Annotated in this window: 20 protein-coding genes; 5 read left to right on the top strand and 15 right to left on the bottom strand. The window is 56.5% G+C overall.

Going from position 1 to position 17,571, the window contains the following annotated elements:
• Positions 1 to 3 precede the first annotated feature (3 nt).
• Positions 4 to 258: a hypothetical protein gene (locus tag AB4090_RS06105; RefSeq protein WP_369572977.1), complete on the top strand. Its 255-nt coding sequence runs from the start codon at positions 4 to 6 to the stop codon at positions 256 to 258.
• Positions 259 to 303: 45 nt separating this feature from the next.
• Here AB4090_RS06105 and AB4090_RS06110 read toward each other — a convergent pair whose 3' ends face one another.
• The 3 genes from AB4090_RS06110 to AB4090_RS06120 all read right to left on the bottom strand — a co-directional run bounded on the left by AB4090_RS06110 (position 304) and on the right by AB4090_RS06120 (position 3,044).
• Positions 304 to 1,941, bottom strand: a complete 1,638-nt coding sequence (locus AB4090_RS06110; RefSeq protein WP_369572978.1) for a cation:proton antiporter — start codon at positions 1,939 to 1,941, stop codon at positions 304 to 306.
• Positions 1,942 to 1,975: 34 nt separating this feature from the next.
• The gene (locus AB4090_RS06115; protein ID WP_369572979.1) at positions 1,976 to 2,650 is read right to left on the bottom strand and encodes a DUF3820 family protein; all 675 of its coding nucleotides are present in this window, start codon (positions 2,648 to 2,650) and stop codon (positions 1,976 to 1,978) included.
• A gap of 61 nt (positions 2,651 to 2,711) precedes the next feature.
• Positions 2,712 to 3,044, bottom strand: a complete 333-nt coding sequence (locus AB4090_RS06120; RefSeq protein WP_369572980.1) for a winged helix-turn-helix transcriptional regulator — start codon at positions 3,042 to 3,044, stop codon at positions 2,712 to 2,714.
• A 93-nt stretch (positions 3,045 to 3,137) separates the two neighbouring features.
• Here AB4090_RS06120 and AB4090_RS06125 point away from each other — a divergent pair, with 93 nt between their 5' ends.
• The 4 genes from AB4090_RS06125 to AB4090_RS06140 all read left to right on the top strand — a co-directional run bounded on the left by AB4090_RS06125 (position 3,138) and on the right by AB4090_RS06140 (position 5,917).
• Positions 3,138 to 3,986 carry a pirin family protein gene (locus tag AB4090_RS06125; RefSeq protein ID WP_369572981.1) on the top strand — a complete coding sequence of 283 codons (849 nt, stop codon included), beginning with the start codon at positions 3,138 to 3,140 and terminating at the stop codon, positions 3,984 to 3,986.
• A 26-nt stretch (positions 3,987 to 4,012) separates the two neighbouring features.
• The gene (wrbA, locus tag AB4090_RS06130; RefSeq protein ID WP_369572982.1) at positions 4,013 to 4,615 is read left to right on the top strand and encodes an NAD(P)H:quinone oxidoreductase; all 603 of its coding nucleotides are present in this window, start codon (positions 4,013 to 4,015) and stop codon (positions 4,613 to 4,615) included.
• Between the two features lie 121 nt (positions 4,616 to 4,736).
• Entirely contained in the window at positions 4,737 to 5,351 is a 615-nt protein-coding gene (locus AB4090_RS06135; protein ID WP_369572983.1) for a BMC domain-containing protein, read from the top strand.
• 2 nt (positions 5,352 to 5,353) lie between these two features.
• On the top strand, positions 5,354 to 5,917 hold the full coding sequence (locus AB4090_RS06140) for an NUDIX hydrolase (protein ID WP_369572984.1): 564 nt from the start codon (positions 5,354 to 5,356) through the stop codon (positions 5,915 to 5,917).
• 74 nt (positions 5,918 to 5,991) lie between these two features.
• On the opposite strand, the gene AB4090_RS06145 is transcribed toward AB4090_RS06140, so the two are convergent.
• From AB4090_RS06145 to AB4090_RS06200, 12 genes are all read right to left on the bottom strand, one after another.
• A complete protein-coding gene (locus AB4090_RS06145) occupies positions 5,992 to 6,789 on the bottom strand; it encodes a CbbQ/NirQ/NorQ/GpvN family protein (RefSeq protein ID WP_369573027.1) in 798 nt (265 codons plus the stop codon).
• A 19-nt stretch (positions 6,790 to 6,808) separates the two neighbouring features.
• Complete coding sequence (locus tag AB4090_RS06150; RefSeq protein ID WP_369572985.1) at positions 6,809 to 7,135, bottom strand: P-II family nitrogen regulator; 327 nt, start codon at positions 7,133 to 7,135, stop codon at positions 6,809 to 6,811.
• Entirely contained in the window at positions 7,132 to 10,281 is a 3,150-nt protein-coding gene (locus AB4090_RS06155; protein WP_369572986.1) for a DUF2309 domain-containing protein, read from the bottom strand. The genes AB4090_RS06150 and AB4090_RS06155 overlap by 4 nt, the downstream gene beginning before the upstream one ends.
• Positions 10,266 to 11,039: a hypothetical protein gene (locus tag AB4090_RS06160; RefSeq protein WP_369572987.1), complete on the bottom strand. Its 774-nt coding sequence runs from the start codon at positions 11,037 to 11,039 to the stop codon at positions 10,266 to 10,268. The genes AB4090_RS06155 and AB4090_RS06160 overlap by 16 nt, the downstream gene beginning before the upstream one ends.
• Positions 11,040 to 11,043: 4 nt before the next feature.
• Positions 11,044 to 12,732 (bottom strand): proton-conducting transporter membrane subunit, encoded by a 1,689-nt coding sequence (locus AB4090_RS06165; protein WP_369572988.1) that lies wholly within the window; start codon positions 12,730 to 12,732, stop codon positions 11,044 to 11,046.
• 75 nt (positions 12,733 to 12,807) lie between these two features.
• Positions 12,808 to 15,162, bottom strand: coding sequence for a nitric oxide reductase activation protein NorD (locus AB4090_RS06170; RefSeq protein WP_369572989.1), 2,355 nt, complete (start codon positions 15,160 to 15,162; stop codon positions 12,808 to 12,810).
• An 84-nt stretch (positions 15,163 to 15,246) separates the two neighbouring features.
• The gene (locus AB4090_RS06175; protein ID WP_369572990.1) at positions 15,247 to 15,459 is read right to left on the bottom strand and encodes a hypothetical protein; all 213 of its coding nucleotides are present in this window, start codon (positions 15,457 to 15,459) and stop codon (positions 15,247 to 15,249) included.
• Positions 15,456 to 16,076 carry an AAA family ATPase gene (locus AB4090_RS06180; protein WP_369572991.1) on the bottom strand — a complete coding sequence of 207 codons (621 nt, stop codon included), beginning with the start codon at positions 16,074 to 16,076 and terminating at the stop codon, positions 15,456 to 15,458. The genes AB4090_RS06175 and AB4090_RS06180 overlap by 4 nt, the downstream gene beginning before the upstream one ends.
• Positions 16,077 to 16,079: 3 nt before the next feature.
• Complete coding sequence (locus AB4090_RS06185) at positions 16,080 to 16,355, bottom strand: hypothetical protein (RefSeq protein ID WP_369572992.1); 276 nt, start codon at positions 16,353 to 16,355, stop codon at positions 16,080 to 16,082.
• Complete coding sequence (locus AB4090_RS06190) at positions 16,345 to 16,791, bottom strand: bacterioferritin (RefSeq protein WP_369572993.1); 447 nt, start codon at positions 16,789 to 16,791, stop codon at positions 16,345 to 16,347. Before AB4090_RS06190 ends, AB4090_RS06185 begins: the two co-directional genes overlap by 11 nt.
• A gap of 15 nt (positions 16,792 to 16,806) precedes the next feature.
• Complete coding sequence (locus tag AB4090_RS06195; RefSeq protein ID WP_369572994.1) at positions 16,807 to 17,145, bottom strand: BMC domain-containing protein; 339 nt, start codon at positions 17,143 to 17,145, stop codon at positions 16,807 to 16,809.
• A gap of 78 nt (positions 17,146 to 17,223) precedes the next feature.
• The gene (locus tag AB4090_RS06200; protein ID WP_004871256.1) at positions 17,224 to 17,520 is read right to left on the bottom strand and encodes a BMC domain-containing protein; all 297 of its coding nucleotides are present in this window, start codon (positions 17,518 to 17,520) and stop codon (positions 17,224 to 17,226) included.
• Positions 17,521 to 17,571 lie beyond the last annotated feature (51 nt).

Below are 17,571 nucleotides of genomic sequence, written 5' to 3' on the forward strand. Positions count from 1 at the left end.
TGTATGAATATACGACAACATCCCGCTGCACAGAGACCCGTCGCCAAATCGCTCAGCGAATTACAAGAGGCCTTGGACGCCTTGGAAGAAAAGCAGGAACTGGTGCAAGAGAAGCTGCGCGAACTCGTTGCCAGCATCGATCGCGCCCACCCGGACGAAATCATGGACCAAGTTCTGGTGCTCGACCGCGAGTTGCGCAAATACCGGCGCTTCTTTCATATTCTCAAAAATCATTTTATTGATGCTCGGACTTCCTAAGTCAGAGAGAAAAAGATCTGACTGGGCGCAGGCAGTGGCATACTGCTAAGCACTGGTCTCTGAAGCCCCCTTATTTTCTACCTCAAGGTCTTGTCCACGCTCATTCGCCCGCTGAAATACCTTTCCGGGCGCGGACTCGATTTCCAAAAGCTGCGCATCCACATCGGCAAGCAACTCTTCCGCGCCACCTTCGCCCAGTAACCCCTCTTGCCGAGCATCCAGAACTCGCTGCTTCCGTTGCAGAAGCAAACGTCGATACAAGCGCGTATAATCGCGTTGGCGAATCCAGTCTTGGTCGAGATTTTCGGCGGCCAGATTTGCCTGTGTCTGATCGCGCTCCTCGATAAAATGCTGCTGCAATAGCTGTAACACCTGTTGATCACGCAGCCCCTGATGTTCTAGCGCTTTCAGCTCATCGAGATCATGCTCGGCGAGGGCAAGTCGCAAGCGATTTCTCTCGAAATTCTCGTTGTCATTTTTCGCCGCGAGGACACCGAAGAGACGACCGAGAGGCGAGATACTCAGGCCCTGCACCAAAATAGTCAGCAACACGACGCCAAAAACCAGATTGATAAGCAGATCACGGGAGGGGAAATCCATCGGTAGGCTGAGTGCCAGGACCATGGAAAGTGCACCACGAATTCCTCCCCAAAGTAGGATAAAATTCCAATTCAACGGGATACGGGCGCGTGTTGGTCGGAGAATTGCGCCCATTCCATAGACCACTACGGCGCGCGCCACAGTAACCGCGAGATACGCCGCGAGGATCAGCGCCCAAATCTTCAGCAAATCTTCCAGATGGATGGTCAAGCCTACCAACAAAAAGATCAACGAGTTAAGGACAAAGCCGAGATATTCCCAGAAGGTATTGACCGCCATGCGCACCGAGGCGCTCATGCCGCGCTGCGCCGCATAATTGCCACAAAGCAGACCGGCCACAACGGTGGCAATCACGCCGGAAAAATTGAGCTGTGTAGCGAGCAGGAAGCTACTATACGCGGCCAAAATCGTGATGGTGATCTCTACCATCCCGTCGTTTACCCGCTTGATCACTTCCGAGCTAAGCCAGCCGATAACGAGGCCAAGCAGGGCTCCGCCCCCAACCATGGTAACAAACTCCAACCCAAGAGATGGCAGGGAGATATTTTTACCCAGGGCAATTCCCATAAAAAGCGTAAAGAAGACAATGGCAGTCCCATCGTTGAGCAGGCTTTCACTTTCAATCAAAAAGGTCAGGCGCGGGGGCGCGCCCAATTGACGGAAAATGGAAACCACGGAGATGGGATCAGTCGCCGCCACGGCAGCACCAAATACCAACGCGACGCCCAAGCTGAGACTCATGCCAGCCAAGTGCGGAAGGTAGGGATACACCCCTAAAAAAACATAGGCGGTAACGATCATTGACAGGAATACGCCGGGCACTGCCAGACCGAAAATGGCAAGGCGGTCGCGCCACAAGGTACTTGCAGAGAGGTGATATGCCGACTCGAAAATCAGTCCCGGCAGAAAAATGCTAAAAACCAGATCATGCGTAAGAACGGGAGTTTGAAAAAGGTGCAGACTGCCGAGCAACAGCCCGCCCAATACCAGTGCAACGGTATAAGGGAGGCGCAAACGATGGGCAATGACAGCCAACAAAGAGGCTGCCACAAAAAGCAGAAGCAGAGCAGTCTCAGGTATCATGGCGATCTCCCGCAGTGGCGGATAACCGACGCAGTTACGCAGATCCCTCCAGGGCCTTGCGCAAGTAGGGATCCATATCGGTTAAATTGTTAAGCGCCCAACGACGATAATCATCCGGCAGATCGCAGATTTTTACGCCTTTGTGTTTACCAAATGGCATCGTTTCCGGAATGCGAGCACGTTCACTGAACTCCCAAAGGGCTTCCCAACTCGCTGGCCGCACCGCCATGATAATGCGATTCAAAATCACCCGACAGAACTTTACATCAGCCAACGCGGAATGGGCGTTCTTGAGATTCTCTCGGGTCTTGTTGCGATCTTTACTGAAGTGGTAGAGCAAGGCAGATTGCGAAAAACTATCAATCTCCGGCCACAGGCGCCGACTCATGGCATAGGTGCAGATCCGTTTCACCTCGGGCTTGCCGACAACCCCCCAATCAAAGTCGATACTGTGCCCCACCAGGTATTCGGTATCGGCGGGCAAGTGAAAGGCATTGGCGGGCGGACAGTCGGCGAGATCCTCATCGAGGATGTGATGAACAGCAATCGCGCCTAGCTCTATCCTTTTTTCGGGACGGTAGCGCTGCACAAATTGCTCTTCCACCTCTAGGGTACGCAGGTCATTTACCCGCAACCACGCGGCTTCGATTAGCTGCGGCTCCGTACGCCCCGTAGTCTCCGTGTCAAAAATCAACGCTGCCATAGCCATCACCCCTCCAGAAATCAGCGAGCAGGGTATCGACTCCCTGCCCCCCCGGCAAGGGGAAGCGCTAGTGAAAACCCTCCGCTGCCCATTTGCGTGCCAGGGCATCGAGCCCGTCCAGCATAGATCCCAATTCTCGACCACGTTCCGTCAGACCATAGCTCACTTCCGGCGGCACGGTAGGACGGTACTCGCGATAGATAACTCCCGCTTCCTCCAATAAACGCAGGCGCTCTGTCAGCATGCGCGCGGAAATTTTGCCAACAGATCGCTGCAATACGCCAAAGCGCAATGGGCCCTGGTTACGCAATACCCAAAGGATGTAGGTAGTCCATGGCCCCATCAGCAGGCGCAGCAGGGAATCCATGGGGCAGGGACTATCTTGTATCGTCTTTCTCATGGTTACTAATTGGTACCTACTTTACAAAAATACCTGATGACATACTATGCAAAAACATCGTTATGCGCAAAGCCTGCGCGAGGAGACGACATCATGAGCAATTTTGCTGAGCAGAGCCGGAGCGTGGAAAGCGTCATCCCTGGCCGCGCCACTTCCGATGGTGCGGGGGTCAAACTCACCCGCCTCTTTGAGCGTTCATTACAAAAGAGGCTCGATCCTTTTCTTATGCTCGATGCCTTCGGTAGCGACAGCCCGGACGACTATATTGCGGGCTTTCCGGATCATCCGCATCGCGGCTTCGAGACCATCACCTACATGCTGGCTGGGCGCATGCTGCACCGCGATAGCGCCGGGCACGAGGGCTTGCTGGAGAGTGGTGGGGTGCAGTGGATGACGACGGGCAAGGGGGTAGTCCACTCCGAGATTCCGCAGCAGAGCGAAGGACGTATGGCCGGCTTTCAACTATGGTTGAACCTGCCGGCCGCAGACAAACTTTGCGCACCCTGGTATCACGACTTTCCGGCCAGCGAACTGCCGCGCGGTGAAGACGCCCAAGGATGCCGGTGGACGGTGATCGCCGGCTCCAGCCATGGCGTCGAGGGTGCAGTACAACGGCCACAGACAGAACCACTGATTGTGGATCTGGAGCTACCGGCGGGGGCCAGCTTCTGGCAGGATCTACCCGCTAGCCATCATGCCTTTGTTGTGCCTTATACAGGGGAAGTCGAGATCGGCGGGCGGAATATTCCCGCGCAGCATCTTGCCATTTTGCACGACGCCGGGACTGGTGTGACGATTCAGGCGCACACAGCCAGCCGTGTATTGTTGGTGGCTGGGCGGCCCTTGGGCGAGCCTATTGCCCAGTATGGCCCCTTTGTGATGAACAATGAGGAGCAATTGCAGCAAGCGTTAGAAGACTATCGGGCCGGGCGACTGGCATAATTCGAAGCAGTAAAAGGAGACATTTAATGAGCAAAATCTTGGTGCTATACCATAGCCTGTGGGGTCATATTGAACAGATGGCGGAAGCGGAAGCAGAAGGGGCACGTTCGGTACCGGGAGTGGAGGTAGTAATCAGACGCGTGCCAGAAACCATGGACGCAGAGAAACAGTCTGCGATGCATGTAAAAACACAAAGCGCGCCCGAGGCACATCCACACGAGTTGGGCGATTACGATGCCATCCTATTTGGCACCCCTACCCGCTTTGGCAACATGACCGGGCAGATGCGCAATTTTCTCGATCGTACCGGCGGGCTCTGGCATGATGGAGCCCTGGCGGGCAAAGTCGGCAGCGTTTTTGTCAGTACCGCAACGCAGCATGGCGGTCAGGAAAGCACCATCCTGAGTTTTCATCCCTTTCTCTTCCATCAGGGGATGATCGTGGTTGGCGTGCCCTACACCTGTCCCGAGCTGACCAATATGGACGAGATCACTGGCGGCACTCCCTACGGCGCCAGCACCCTCGCCAAAGGTGATGGCAGTCGCCAACCTTCGGCAAACGAGCTTGCCATAGCGCGCTTTCAGGGGCGGCACGTGGCAGAGATCACCCAAAAACTTTTCCCCTCGTAGTGCGAATCCCGTCTCCAGATTGCCCGCAAGTTGCGCTTTGGAGACGGGAGGAGTCGCGCTAGAGGGCTATAAACAAGCGCATTTTTCGCTTATACTAACGGGAAATGTCAAAGCCTTGTCCATGATCCATCTTCGCACTTACGTCTACATCGACTCTCTGCAGCCCCAGCTTGCGGCATATATGGCCTCGGTTTCCCAAGGCTTTTTGCCGGTACCTGGGGATGCGGCGCTGTGGATTGAGGTGTCGCCAGGCATGGCAGTGCATCGCCTGACTGATATTGCCCTCAAGGCCACGCGCGTACATCTCTCGCAGCAGGTGGTCGAACGCGAATTTGGTACCATGGTAGTGCATCATCGTGATCAAAGTGACGTCCGCGAGGCGGGCCGCGTGGTGCTGCAGCGGATGGGCGCACAACAAAGTGATCGTACGGTCTGTCGCGTGACCTGGAATGAAATCATTCGCGGCATGATGCCGGACCACACCGTCCTCATTAATCGCCAAGCCCGTCGCGGCTCCATGATCCTGCCCGAGCAGAGCATGTTCATTCTTGAGACGGAACCTGCGGGTTACGTGATCTACGCTGCCAATCAGGCGGAAAAAGCCGCCAATATCACCCTAATCGACGTACGCGCCGTTGGCGCCTATGGCCGTCTCACCATTGCTGGCAAGGAAGCAGACGTGGACGAGGCCGCCGCCGCAGCCATTCATGCGGTCGAGAACCCTTCCTGGACCTGAGGATGGACCGCGAAACCCTCCGGCAAGCTCTGTGTGCGTATCGCAGCCGTTATCCCGAAGAAGCAGCCTACGCCCGTCGTGGCTGCGCCCTCCTCGCCACAGGGCCGGATTGCTTTCTTCGCAGCGGCCCTGGACTGCATGTCACGGCGTCTAGTTGGGTGCTGAACCCAGCGGGCGATCACGTGCTACTGATGCTGCATCGCAAGCTCGAGCGCTGGTTTCAACCGGGCGGCCACAGCGACGGTGACGAAGATGTGCAGCGGGTAGCACTGAAGGAGTGTAGCGAAGAGACAGGACTCGCCGCTGAACATATCCATTTTCTTTCGCATCAAATTTTTGACATCGACATCCACCGTATTCCGGCGCGGCGCGAAGAACCAGAGCACCACCACTTGGACATCCGCTTTTTGGTGGAAATTGACGACCGTTTGCCGCTGCTGGGCAATAGCGAGTCGCACGAACTGCGCTGGGTGCCACTACACGAAGTACATAGCTACAACCGCGAACTCTCCATCCATCGCCTGCTGGTGAAGAGCCAGGATTGGCTACGACAACATCGGCGCTGAGTCCCCTTGAAACCACTCGGCAGAAAAGAATGAGGCGGCAAAATGCCGCCTTTTCGTTACGGTAAACAAGTTTCTCAGAAGAAAGTCGTCACCGCCGCATCCAGGGCATCACGCATGTCTGGATCATCGGTAATCGGGCGAACGAGAGCAACGCTGCTGGCGGCCAGGGGCGCAATCCCCTTCTCGATCAGAGAGCCGGCGTAGATCAGCATACGTGTTGACAAGCCTTCATCGAGACCATGACCTTTAAGGTTGCGTGAACGCTCGGCAATGGAGACCAACTTACCCGCCATCTCGGTGGAGACGCCAGATTCATGCGCGACAATCTCGATCTCCAGGTCGCGATCGGGGTAGGAAAAGTCCAAGGCACCAAAGCGCTGTTTGGTGGACTGCTTCAGATCCTTCATTGACGACTGGTAACCCGGATTGTAGGAAATCACCAGCAAGAAATCTGGATGGGCATGCAGCAACTCGCCCTTTTTATCGAGGGGCAGAGTGCGTCGGTGGTCGGTAAGAGGATGGATGACGACGGTGGTGTCCTGCCGCGCCTCCACTACTTCGTCGAGATAGCAGATGGCGCCCATGCGTGCGGCGGTGGTCAAGGGACCGTCCTGCCACTTGGTACCATCCTTGTCGAGCAGAAAACGTCCGACCAGATCAGATGCGGTCATATCTTCATTACAGGCGACGCTAATCAGCGGCCGCTGTAAACGCCACGCCATATACTCGATAAAGCGCGATTTGCCACAGCCCGTCGGGCCCTTCACCATCATTGGCAGGCGCGCCGCATAAGCAGCCTCGAACAAAGAAATCTCGTCGTGGACCTCCTTGTAATACGGTTCCTGACTGATTACATACTGGCTATTGTCCATACTCACGGCTGCTTACCCCTCAATTTTGGAACTTGACCAGGCGGCTCACCTGGATATCGGAAACGAACATCACCCCCTGATGTTTTTCAAAGAACGGGGTAAACCCTTCAAGAATAGGAGCGAGCAAATCCTGTGGTACAGCAACAATAATCATCATCAACACATCGTCTTCGTTGAACATCAAATGGCCCTCGTAAATACCGTGGCTGCCTTTGCCCGAGAGATTGCCGACGATGCTATAGCCCTTGACGCCGGCGCGGTCCAACAGGTCAGTCGCAAAATCACGGTGCGCGCCTTCGAGGATGATCTCGATCTTTTTCAACGGATGAAGATTGAGGGTGTTCATGCACTGGCCTCCAGTAAGCTTTGCCGATATTGTCTACCCGATTCTGGGTGTACCTGAAATTCGCCTTCTTCCAATACCAGACAGCGGTAATCGTCCTCCGGGTCCATCACGATCACCCGCAGCCAGCCACCCATAATCAGCGCCTTGACCTTGGGCAAGCGGCCCACCGCCGCAAGAACGAAGCCCGCGGGCGCCTCTACAAGAGCGATCAGACGAACCGGCTCATGGTAAGGTTTGCCTTCCCGATACATCGATTGGATGGGCAGACCGGTACGCAGGTCGCTCTGGTTCCCGGTCATCACGCCAAAGCGGCCGGCGACGTTGTGATAGGCCTTGCTGCCACTGCCGTAATGGTGCACGTCAACGGTAGAAAAATAATGTTCCAGATTGATCCACTCTCCTACCACCACCGGCGCCGAGAGAATATTTTCCAGAAAACGCCCCTTGGGATCGAGGCGGTAGTCGTAGGATTGCAGGAAGGGGCGTCCCTCGAGATTCACTCCCTCTGTTAGGTAGCGACCGCCAATGATGCCATAGAGGTTACGCGACAGCCCCCATTCCGGCCGCACCTGCGACCAGTCATGGGCATGTCGACGCGCCATAGCCGCGGCCGCATAGGGCTCCTTCGCCAGGCTGGGGCTCCCCCCCAGAGTGGGCATACGCTCCGCCGCGGTCACGCGAGTTGCCGCGGCAAGACCGCTGCGCAGCCGCTCCACGTACAGTAGATGGCGCGCCGGCAGCAGATCCAGGTCGTGCAGGGTGATTTCATCCGTGGTGGTATTGTGGACCGCCGCCATGAACCAGGTATCTTCGGGGATGTCGATCCCTTTCTTCTCGCGCAGCAGGCGACGCACCTCCGGCTGATTGGCCATAGCACTGATCACCCGCGCATTCGGCAGACCGCGACCACCACCGCAAGCGCCACAATCGAGGGCCGATTCGTAGGGGTTATTCTCGGTCTGACTCTCATGCCCCACCATAAGCACAAAACGGGAGAAGTTTTGGTTCAGGCCGGTCGACAACAGGGCATTGGATACATAGCGTACCTGCTCCTCGATACTAAAGCCCAGACGGGCAATGCGCTCCCTCTGCAGGCTGGTTTCCTGCCGGTCGACTCGATAGCCGCTGCGCAGTTTCTCGATAAATTCGGCTTCCACCGGCAACGATAGCCCCAGGCGTTCCGCCAAGGCACTGCGGCCGACGCGGTTACCCAAGGCAATTTCGCGCAGCTCGCGTACCTCATTACCTGTCACCTGGTCGCGACTCACCTGCAATTCCCGTTGCAGGGCACGGACAATCATTGCGCGCTGCACAGCGCGGATAATGGAATCGGCCTGCTCCGCATTCAATTTATCGATCAACAGGCGGGTAGTCGGCTTTTCGGCATGTAAGCGACCATGCAGCTCGTGATAGGTGACCGGCGAGACCGTTTTCCCGATCAATCCAAGACTGAAGATCAAACCCACCGCCTCCACCGCTACAAAAGGTGAGAGCACAGAGGACTTGATGTCATGTAGAACATGCTCTAGCGCTCCATACAACGGCTCTTCTTCGAGCTCTAGTTCGGCGGGGATTTCGACGATGAGGTTCTTGGGCGTTTGCACGGCAGGGCACAGGTGGACCTCACTGCCTTTGCCATACTCCAGATAGCCAATCGGTACCCCAAAAAATCCCGCGATGCCAAAGGTCTGGTAGTCGCCCAAGGCTTCCAGATGGCGGCGCATGGGCTCGGAACGCACATCGATACAGAAAAATGCCTGAGCAAATGGGCGTTTTTTCGGATGGTCTTCTGGTAAGCGTACCTTACGCACCAAATCGGTGATGTAGTGGGACTCCATCGCGCGCAACCATGCAAAGCCCTCTGCTTGCTCCCAACGCCGCAGCACATTCACAAATTGCGCCAACTGCTCTGGCAGCAAGGCTTGCAGCGAAGCCAGGGCATCCGCTCCTACCCGCCCTGCCAACGCGCGCAAGGCCTGCGTTTTCCGTTGCGCCTCATGCTCTCGCTTAGCGTGAATATAGTCCGAGGCCAAGGCAGGAAATCCGCGCCGAGAGCGGCGCGCCAAGGCGTCATCAACGCGCTGCGCCCAAGCCGGCAAAATCGTCCCACCATGCAGCTCGCTGCGCAAATAAGCGCCGTAGGGGTCGTCGTAGACGAATTGCTGCAGCGCCTCTGCATCCCCGGGGCAGCCATGATGCCGTACCGCCTCCTGTACCAAAGAGAGGCCAAGGACCATGCGCACCGCCAGGAAATCGGTGAGATCTGCCGGATATTGCTGAGCCCAGTAATAATGCTTGGCCATACTACGGAAGCGAATGAAGCCCGCCCAACCATGCAAGCGGGTAAGCTGCCGGGTGATGTACTTTTGCCAATGTTCTTCAGGAATCTTCAGCAAAAGCAGAATCTGTGCGATGGTCCCCTCGGGACTCTCACTGGATGCCAAAAGTTCGCGCAAGTGCAATCCAAGCAAGGTAAAACGCAGATTGTGCTGTGCCACATCTTTCCATGAGGCAAAAAACCCCTTCTCCCGACTCGGTGCCTGCCACGCGGACTGCCCCTCATCAAAGAAATCCAGGCAGCTTTTTACGAGCAGGTCGTCTAGGGTATCACCAATTTTGGTGCCAAAGAGCAGATCAATATTGCCATACAACGGTCCATCGCTAGCAATTTTTCGCTGCAACACTGCCCTGAGGCGTTCCACTAGAGGGGCAGAGTCTAGTTCGGGTGCTTCCTGCCCCTGGAACGCGGCGGCCAGTGCCTCTCCATCCAACCAGTCGCTTGCGGCAACCAAGCGTTCCGAGCGGCATTCTGTCATCACTGTCCACAGCCAGGACTCCAGATCGATACCCGGCAGATCAACATGTTCCTGCGCCAGGAAGTCCTGCAAGTATCGACGCAGAGCTGCGTCATCGATCTTGCCCTCGCCACGATAACCCTGGTAGTGAGAACGAGGTAGATACCCCCGGCCATGGAACAGACGGCTTCCTTCCGCTACCGCATCCGGGAACGGCATATGCTCCAGACCAAAGAGTGGATTGTGGTGAATGAAGGTACGCATCGGCCAGAAACGTGGGATCGGCTCGCCGGCAACGTAGATCATTGACCGGACCTTGAGGCGGTCGCCGAGGGTCAGATTCCTATCCATAGGCCACTCCAGAGCAATCCAAACAGGGCGAAGAGAAAGAGAATACCCGCACCAATACTCGCCACTCCCCCGCCAATATCCACCAGGGGTTCACCGCGATAGATACCAAAAAGAAGATCTTGCAAGAATTTACCAATAGACCAACCCCAAATCATCAAGAGTAGGAGGAGGGGCCAGAGCCAAGAGAGATCGAGCAAATGAAAAACATGCAACAGCGCAAAAAAACTGGGGAACACTGGTGTTGCTACCAATGCCAAGGCGGTAACGGTAATGAGTCCACTCAAGCGTGGCAGCTCCGTTGCCAAACCACCGCGCAAGCCCAGGTATGCACCGCCCATACGCCGACTGAGCATGCCCGCCCAGAGCATTAGCAGACCTGCTGGCAGGGACCAGGCGAGAGCAAACAATTCCGTCATGTGCACGGAGCTGCCACTCGCAACCAAGAGCCAAGTAAGGGTCAAACTTGAGCTTGCCGTAAGCCGCGACCAAATATTGATTTCGCGCGCGCTAACCGCACGAAATGCGTAAAACACCGCAGTGAAGAGTACCACCATGAGCCAGATCCGTTGCCCTAGAACCGGCAAGGGTAAGAACGGTCCAGTGTGATAGAGCAGTAAGATACCGAGTTGCGGTAGCACCAACACCGCCAATGCCCGACCCCAAGGGCCAGGGGCAGAATCAACCAGGCGGTTAAAGATCAAGCTCAGCGGAAAAACCGGGAGCAGAACCGCGCTCATGAGAAGAATGATCCATTCCATGGGCTTAGCTCCAGCGGAACCAGACATTCAGACGACGTGATGCGGCCAGTAATAGCTGCGTCATGCGTACATAGATGTCATTGAGATACAGTTCACGGCTCAGGAGGGCGTAGAGTGCCACATAGGTGCCGTGCCACTTGTCATTAAAACGCTGTCCCCAATCTTGCGCATCCGCGAAAAAGGTTAGTGCCCAGCCACCAACAAAGATCAGCGCTAATACAATCACCAGCACATCATAAGAGAGCACGCCGATACTCGCCGAAGCGAAGAGCCGAGCGCTGGCCCCAGGCTCGGGGTAAAGAAAATTGCCGAAATAGTGGCTAATCAGGGTATAACCAACCACCACCAGGACGAAAGAACCGAGGATACCACCCATGACTTGCCAGGGATTGCTATGCGTCATCTTATGCGCGGCAAACAGGGCCTGCGCTCCAGTGACCCAGGCGAAAAAGAGCAGCACGATGACGCCCTGCTCAAAGAACAGATGCGAGGCCACAAAAAAATGCGACAGACTGAGCACCAATACCGGCACGAGTATGGTCAACGCCGCCGCGGTGATCCAGGGCAAACGCGAAGGTTTATTGGGCCGCCGCTCTACGACAGAAACATAGACCGGGTCCGGTGGCACGCCATCGTTCGCGCGCGCATCCCCAATGGCATTACCGGCGCCCAAAAATAGCGAGGCCTTGAAGAAGCCGTGGGCAATCAGATGAAAGACCGCCAAAGGGAAAGCACCTAGGCCACACTCCATGACCATAAACCCCATCTGACCCATGGTCGAGTATCCCAAAGATCGCTTGATGTCGTTCTGAATCAACATCAGTGCCGACCCAAGCACCGCAGTGATCAAGCCGATCACGAAGGCGATGTGCAGCGCCAGGCTCGTGTACTCAAAAATGGGGGCAAAGCGGTTGAAGAGAAAACCACCAGCATTGACGATACCTGCATGCATTAAGGCCGATACTGGCGTCGGACCATCCATGGTGTAGGGTAACCAACCATGCAGCAAAAATTGCGCCGAGCGGGCGAAGGCGGAAATCGCTATCAGGATACCCACCCATGCCGGCACCGACATACCCCAAAGCTGCGCGGCGTGCGGTGCTGCCGCCACTTGGGCAAATATGACTGGCAAAGACAGACTATGGTAGGCCTGAAAGAGAATGAAGGCCGCCAACCACAGGGGCAGATCACCAAAACGATAGGTGATTTGCGTCCAGAACGCGTAGCGACCGGAGGCCGCGCGATCGGTGTCATGGCCCAGGAGAAAATACAGAAATACGCCCACCAGGAACCACGCTACCAACAGGGTGATCAAATCGGCAGCGGAAACCATGAAAAAGATAGTCGCCGTCATCAGATCAAGCAAAGCGAAAAAGCGCGGATAATTCGGCTCTTCGATCATATAGCGCACCGAGTACATGTGCACTAGCAGACTGATCCCGGAAACAAAAGACCACATGATCAAGGCTAGGGGATCCAGCCAGACACTCCCCCAAAGCTGCCCAATGAGCACCACTTTTGGCATCCCAGAACTGATGTAATCACCGAGCAGAGACAGCGATAGCAGGAAGGTCAGGAGGGTGGCCAGCACACTCAGGCGTGCGGCTGTGCTTTTGTTGTGACGCAGAAAGGCAAAAATCAACAACGCCGATAAGACGGGCACAAAAGGAATAATGACCGCTAGGGTGTCCATCACCAAGTCCTCTTAACGCTTCGTTCGTCGATCTGGAAAGTTATGCCGCACATAAGCTACGCCCCATATTTTTCCTCACTTCGTCATCGCAATATACAGCTGCGGCAGCTTCTGCGGCAGGCTATCGACATGATCCAACACCAAATAATTGCGCTGGCCAAAAATCCGACTGACATACTCGTCGGCATAGGGGTCGAGAGACAGACAAAACGTACGAATCCCCTTACGCGCCAATTCCTCTACCGCGCGTTTGGTATCAAAGCGCAGATACTGTGGATCGCGCACATCATTATCGGCGGGCTCGCCATCGGTCAGCAGAATGAGCAACTTCTTCTGACTCGGATACTGTTCCATCAAGTGCCCGGTATGACGAAGTGCTGCACCCATGCGCGTGGAGAGTTTACCCGCCATGCCGGCCAAGCGTCCTTTCACCTTCTCGTCATAAGGGGCATCAAAGGCCTTGAAGGTATAAAACTCGACGTCATGCCGCCCATTGGAATCAAAACCACAAAGCATGAAGGGATCACCGATGCGATCCAGGGCACCGGCGAGCAGCACCGCCGCCTCGCGCGCCAATTGTAGGACCGTTACATCACCTTCTGTTCGCGAGCGTAGCTTGTCGTTAGTGGATTCTGAAAGATCAATGAGCAGCGTGACCGATAGATCGCGAATGTGCAGCCGGGTGCGAATCCCAATACGTGGATCAGGCTGGTGGCCCATGCGGATATCGGTCATCGCCAGGATGGCAGCATTGATATCGATATCATCACCGTCCTCCACCTTGCGCGTGCGCACTACCCCCTGTGGCTGAATGGCCTCGATCATCTTGCCGATCTTCTGTACCAACGGCTTGTTTTGCTCCAACAAGGCCTCAATTTCGGCAGGATCGCCCATTTTCGGGCGCTTCTCGTAGACCGTCGTCCACATCGGGCGCTCAAGCTGGGTTTGATAATCCCACTCCGAGTAGCTCACCGGCTGGGCAACCGGCTCTTTCCCCTCCTTCTCGTTGAAGGTCTTACCGTCGTCATCATAGAACTCAGTGGCAAGAATCCAGATCTCCTGGGCATCGTCCCCAGCGAACTCCACATCGACGGCGTTGATCATCTCCATCAAGTTGACATATTTGCGTAGCTGCGGCTGCCCGCCATTCAGGATGTCTACCGAGCCAGCGCTTCCTGCTGGCGTCCAGAGATAGCGATTGTCATCCCGGTACGGGCTGCGCGGCTGGTCCTTTTGCGCCGAATACTCCAAAGCCAGCTCTTTGCTCAACTCGGCCAGCTCCTCCGCAGCGGAGAGCAGAACGCCGTACAAATCTTCCTCCTCCGCAAGAATTTTCGGAAAGAGTTCCCGCGCACGTTCCACCAGTGGGTGCGCATCAGCATAGTCGTGGTCGATCAAGGCATACACGGCACGCTCGGCAATTTCGCCAAGCCGTGCGTCAGCGTTTGGTTCACGTACGGCGTCCGTGCGCCCCAAACGCCGCCACAAGGGCAAAAGACCGGGAAACTTTTTCCCTTCCAGGGTCTCCACTCGCGCGTCTTCAAACACCCCTACCCAGAGCTTTTTCAGCGGCGTGGCGAGTTCCAGACGGGTATCGAATTGCGATTCGACCACGTGTGCAGCCGCATGTGCGACTGCCGCACGATAGACCTCGAGGGCTGGTACCTTGTCATCTTCACCGATGACAACATCGTCATAGGCATCAGGCACAAAAATGAAGTAGTCTTCGATGTAGGGCTGGTAACCCGTGCGGCTCTCGTAATCCCCCGAGGTAGGACGCAGAAAGAAATCGCGACCCCAGAGGGCGCGCAAGTACATGTTCAAACGCCGCTGCACGTCCACAAAAAGAATACCGCGATGCTCTTGCTGCAATACCGCAAGAGACTGGGGAGTTTCCAAGCCGAAGAACTCTGCCTGGGCAGCAAAGTCCGTGCGATAAGCCGAGATACCCCAACTCGCCCAACGGCGCAAGCCGCCAAGAGTCATCTGCTCGAGAAGCACTTCAATTTTGCCCAGCATCGGGCGCACGCCGCGTGGGGCCTGCGCAAGCAGTTGATCTAAAAGCAACAGATAGCCGCGGAAGAGATCAATTTCGCCAAGCCGCTGCGCGACCACCGGGGCAGTCGAGAAAAAGAGCACCAGGACCTCGGAACTGGTCTTGGAAAACATGCGGATGGCAGTGGACAGCATCTCGAACACTGCTTGTTCGCCGATGTCACGGGCCACGTGCGGCCCGGCCTGGATAAAGCTGAGCACGAGATCCGTGCCACGCCCCAAGGATTTTAGGCTGCGCGCCCCTTCGAGATAGGCCTCCAAGCCGCGCTTGGAAAAGATGCGAGCGGCCTCATGCCAATTCGCCTCAAGGACGGTGGACGCATCGTCCCCCAACTCTGCAAGTACATCGGGATAATCGGTCAGCAAGATTGCCATAAGCCGCTCAGCCTGCCCTCCGGGTAAATGAAAGCCCGACCAACTATCGTGGTCGTGCGCTACCTACAGTACTGCGCGATGAACTCAGTCTGGCCAGATGCGCTGCGGATTCAGTTCACGCCCAGTTCCGGCGTTGAGATCCGCGACAGGCTCACGCTTCGTTTTGGTCGCCGTCGTACGTGCGCTGCTCGCAGGCACCGCGTCTTTTTCCGCCGCAGTTGTCGTCGCCTTGGCACTGCTGCGCCGCCGCGGACTCTGCATACTGGCGTTGAGTTTGTCTTCCAATTGGCTAGTCACTTGAGCACCTCCTCGATCAGTCCCTCAATTTCCGCGACGGCTGCTGCTCCGCGCTTTCCCATCTGATAGACGCTCTTGCCTTCAACCGCCGCACTGCGATAGATGGCCCGTCTCGCGATCTGTCCAGACAACACCGGCAGCCCCAGCGTGGCGATAGCGTGTTCCGCCGCGCGGGAGAGAGCACTGCGCCCTTCCGTCTGATTCAGCACCAGCGCTGCCCGCAAGCTTTTGCGTCTCTGCCGGAATTCTTCAATAGCTTCCACACTGCGTTGGCTGGCCCAGAGGTCCAGCGGCGAGGGCAAAACCGGGAGCAGAACGAAGTCTGCCGATGCCAGTGCCTTCTGCGTTTCTGCTGCCTCAAGCGCAGGAGGGCAATCCACCACAAGGTAACAGAGGGACCGCGATGCTTGACCATCGAGAGCTTCAGAGCCCGCGACCGCTATCCCGCTGCCTTCTTCCTCACTCCAGTCCGCCCAACGTCCCAAGCTGCCCTGTGGGTCCGCGTCGACAAGCAGGGTCTTGGCGCGCTGCGCCAGACCAAAGGCCAAGTTCCAGGCCAAGGTGGTTTTGCCACAGCCGCCTTTGGCATTGAACAGGACAATGCGCCGCAAGCTCACCACTCACCCCGCAGCGGCATAGGCCGCTTGCGCCGCATGGGCATAACCGGCAAGCTTCGCATCGATTTCTTCGCCTTCAAACTGGATGGCGATGACAACGTAATCTCGGGTAAAATTGAGATTGGGATAATAACCAAACTCTTCCGATAACTCCGTCAGGCGGTCGAGAAATGCCCGCGTAGCAGCATAATCAGAAAAGCCAAAACGCCGGTTCCAGCTGCGCGGTCTTTTGCGCTCCTCCCAGCTCTCGGGACAGGAAAGATGGGCCTCACTGGCCATGCTCTGCTCCTCCCAAGGAGTTGATTGTTTCTTGCAAGTGCTTTAGGTGGCCTTGCTCGTCCGCCAATAAATGGGCAAAGAGTTGGGCAACGCCTTCATCTCGTACCCGCCGACTAAAGTCAAGGGCCTCAGCGTACAGCTCTACTGCCGACCACTCAATCGCCATGTCCTGCTCAAGCATTTCGCGCAGATCTCTACCCGGCCGCGAGGGACGCAAGGTCCCTGCACTGGGAGCGATGCCAATACGCAATAAGTGGTCGCTGAGCAGGCCGGCATGTTCAAGTTCCTCACGCGATTCCTTGGCGAAACTCGCGGCCCAATCCTGCCAACCCCAGAGACCACAGAGACGCGACTGCACGAGGTATTGCTGCACTGCCAAAAATTCATGGCTGAGTGCTCGACCCAGAAAGCCGGCTATGCGTGGATGTGGTCGCAAGGCGAAGACCTGTCCTTAGCTCTGCACTGTACTGACTTCACCATCACGGCCACCACCGTCGGCTGTGGGCGTGGTGGGCAGAATATTTTCCACTTCCGAGTGGACACGAGCGATGATATGCGCAGCCACCAAGCCATCACCCACGCGCTCGCAGGCGTCGGCACCAGCACGCACAGCGGCGTTCACGGCGCCGGTCTCACCACGGACGAGGACCGTCACGTAACCGCCACCAACAAACTGACGACCGACCAGACGTACCTCGGCTGCTTTGGTCATGGCATCTGCAGCTTCGATAGCCGGCACCAAACCACGCGTTTCGATCATCCCTAATGCAATACCCGTTACTGTTGCCATAGTTGTATCTCCTTCAGGAGTCCGGGAAGAGAGACACGGCGAAAATCCCTGTCGCCGCGTCACATCCGCAAGACTAGATCAGGCCGTCGGGGCCTTGGGCAGGATGTTCTCCACCTCAGAGTGCACGCGAGCGATGATGTGCGCGGCCACCAAGCCATCACCCACGCGCTCACAGGCGTCGGCGCCGGCGCGAACAGCGGCGTTGACAGCACCAGTCTCACCGCGGACCAGGACCGTCACATAGCCGCCACCAACGAACTGACGACCAATCAAGCGCACTTCTGCGGCCTTGGTCATGGCGTCGGCGGCTTCGATAGCCGGCACCAAACCGCGCGTTTCGATCATACCCAGAGCAATACCCGTTACATCTGCCATTGTTGTCTCCTAAGAAAAATCAAAAGAAATCTTTGGGAACCTGACCAGTTT

This window comes from Acidithiobacillus sp. IBUN Pt1247-S3 (genome assembly GCF_041146875.1).
In the GTDB taxonomy this organism is placed as follows: Bacteria; Pseudomonadota; Gammaproteobacteria; order Acidithiobacillales; family Acidithiobacillaceae; genus Igneacidithiobacillus.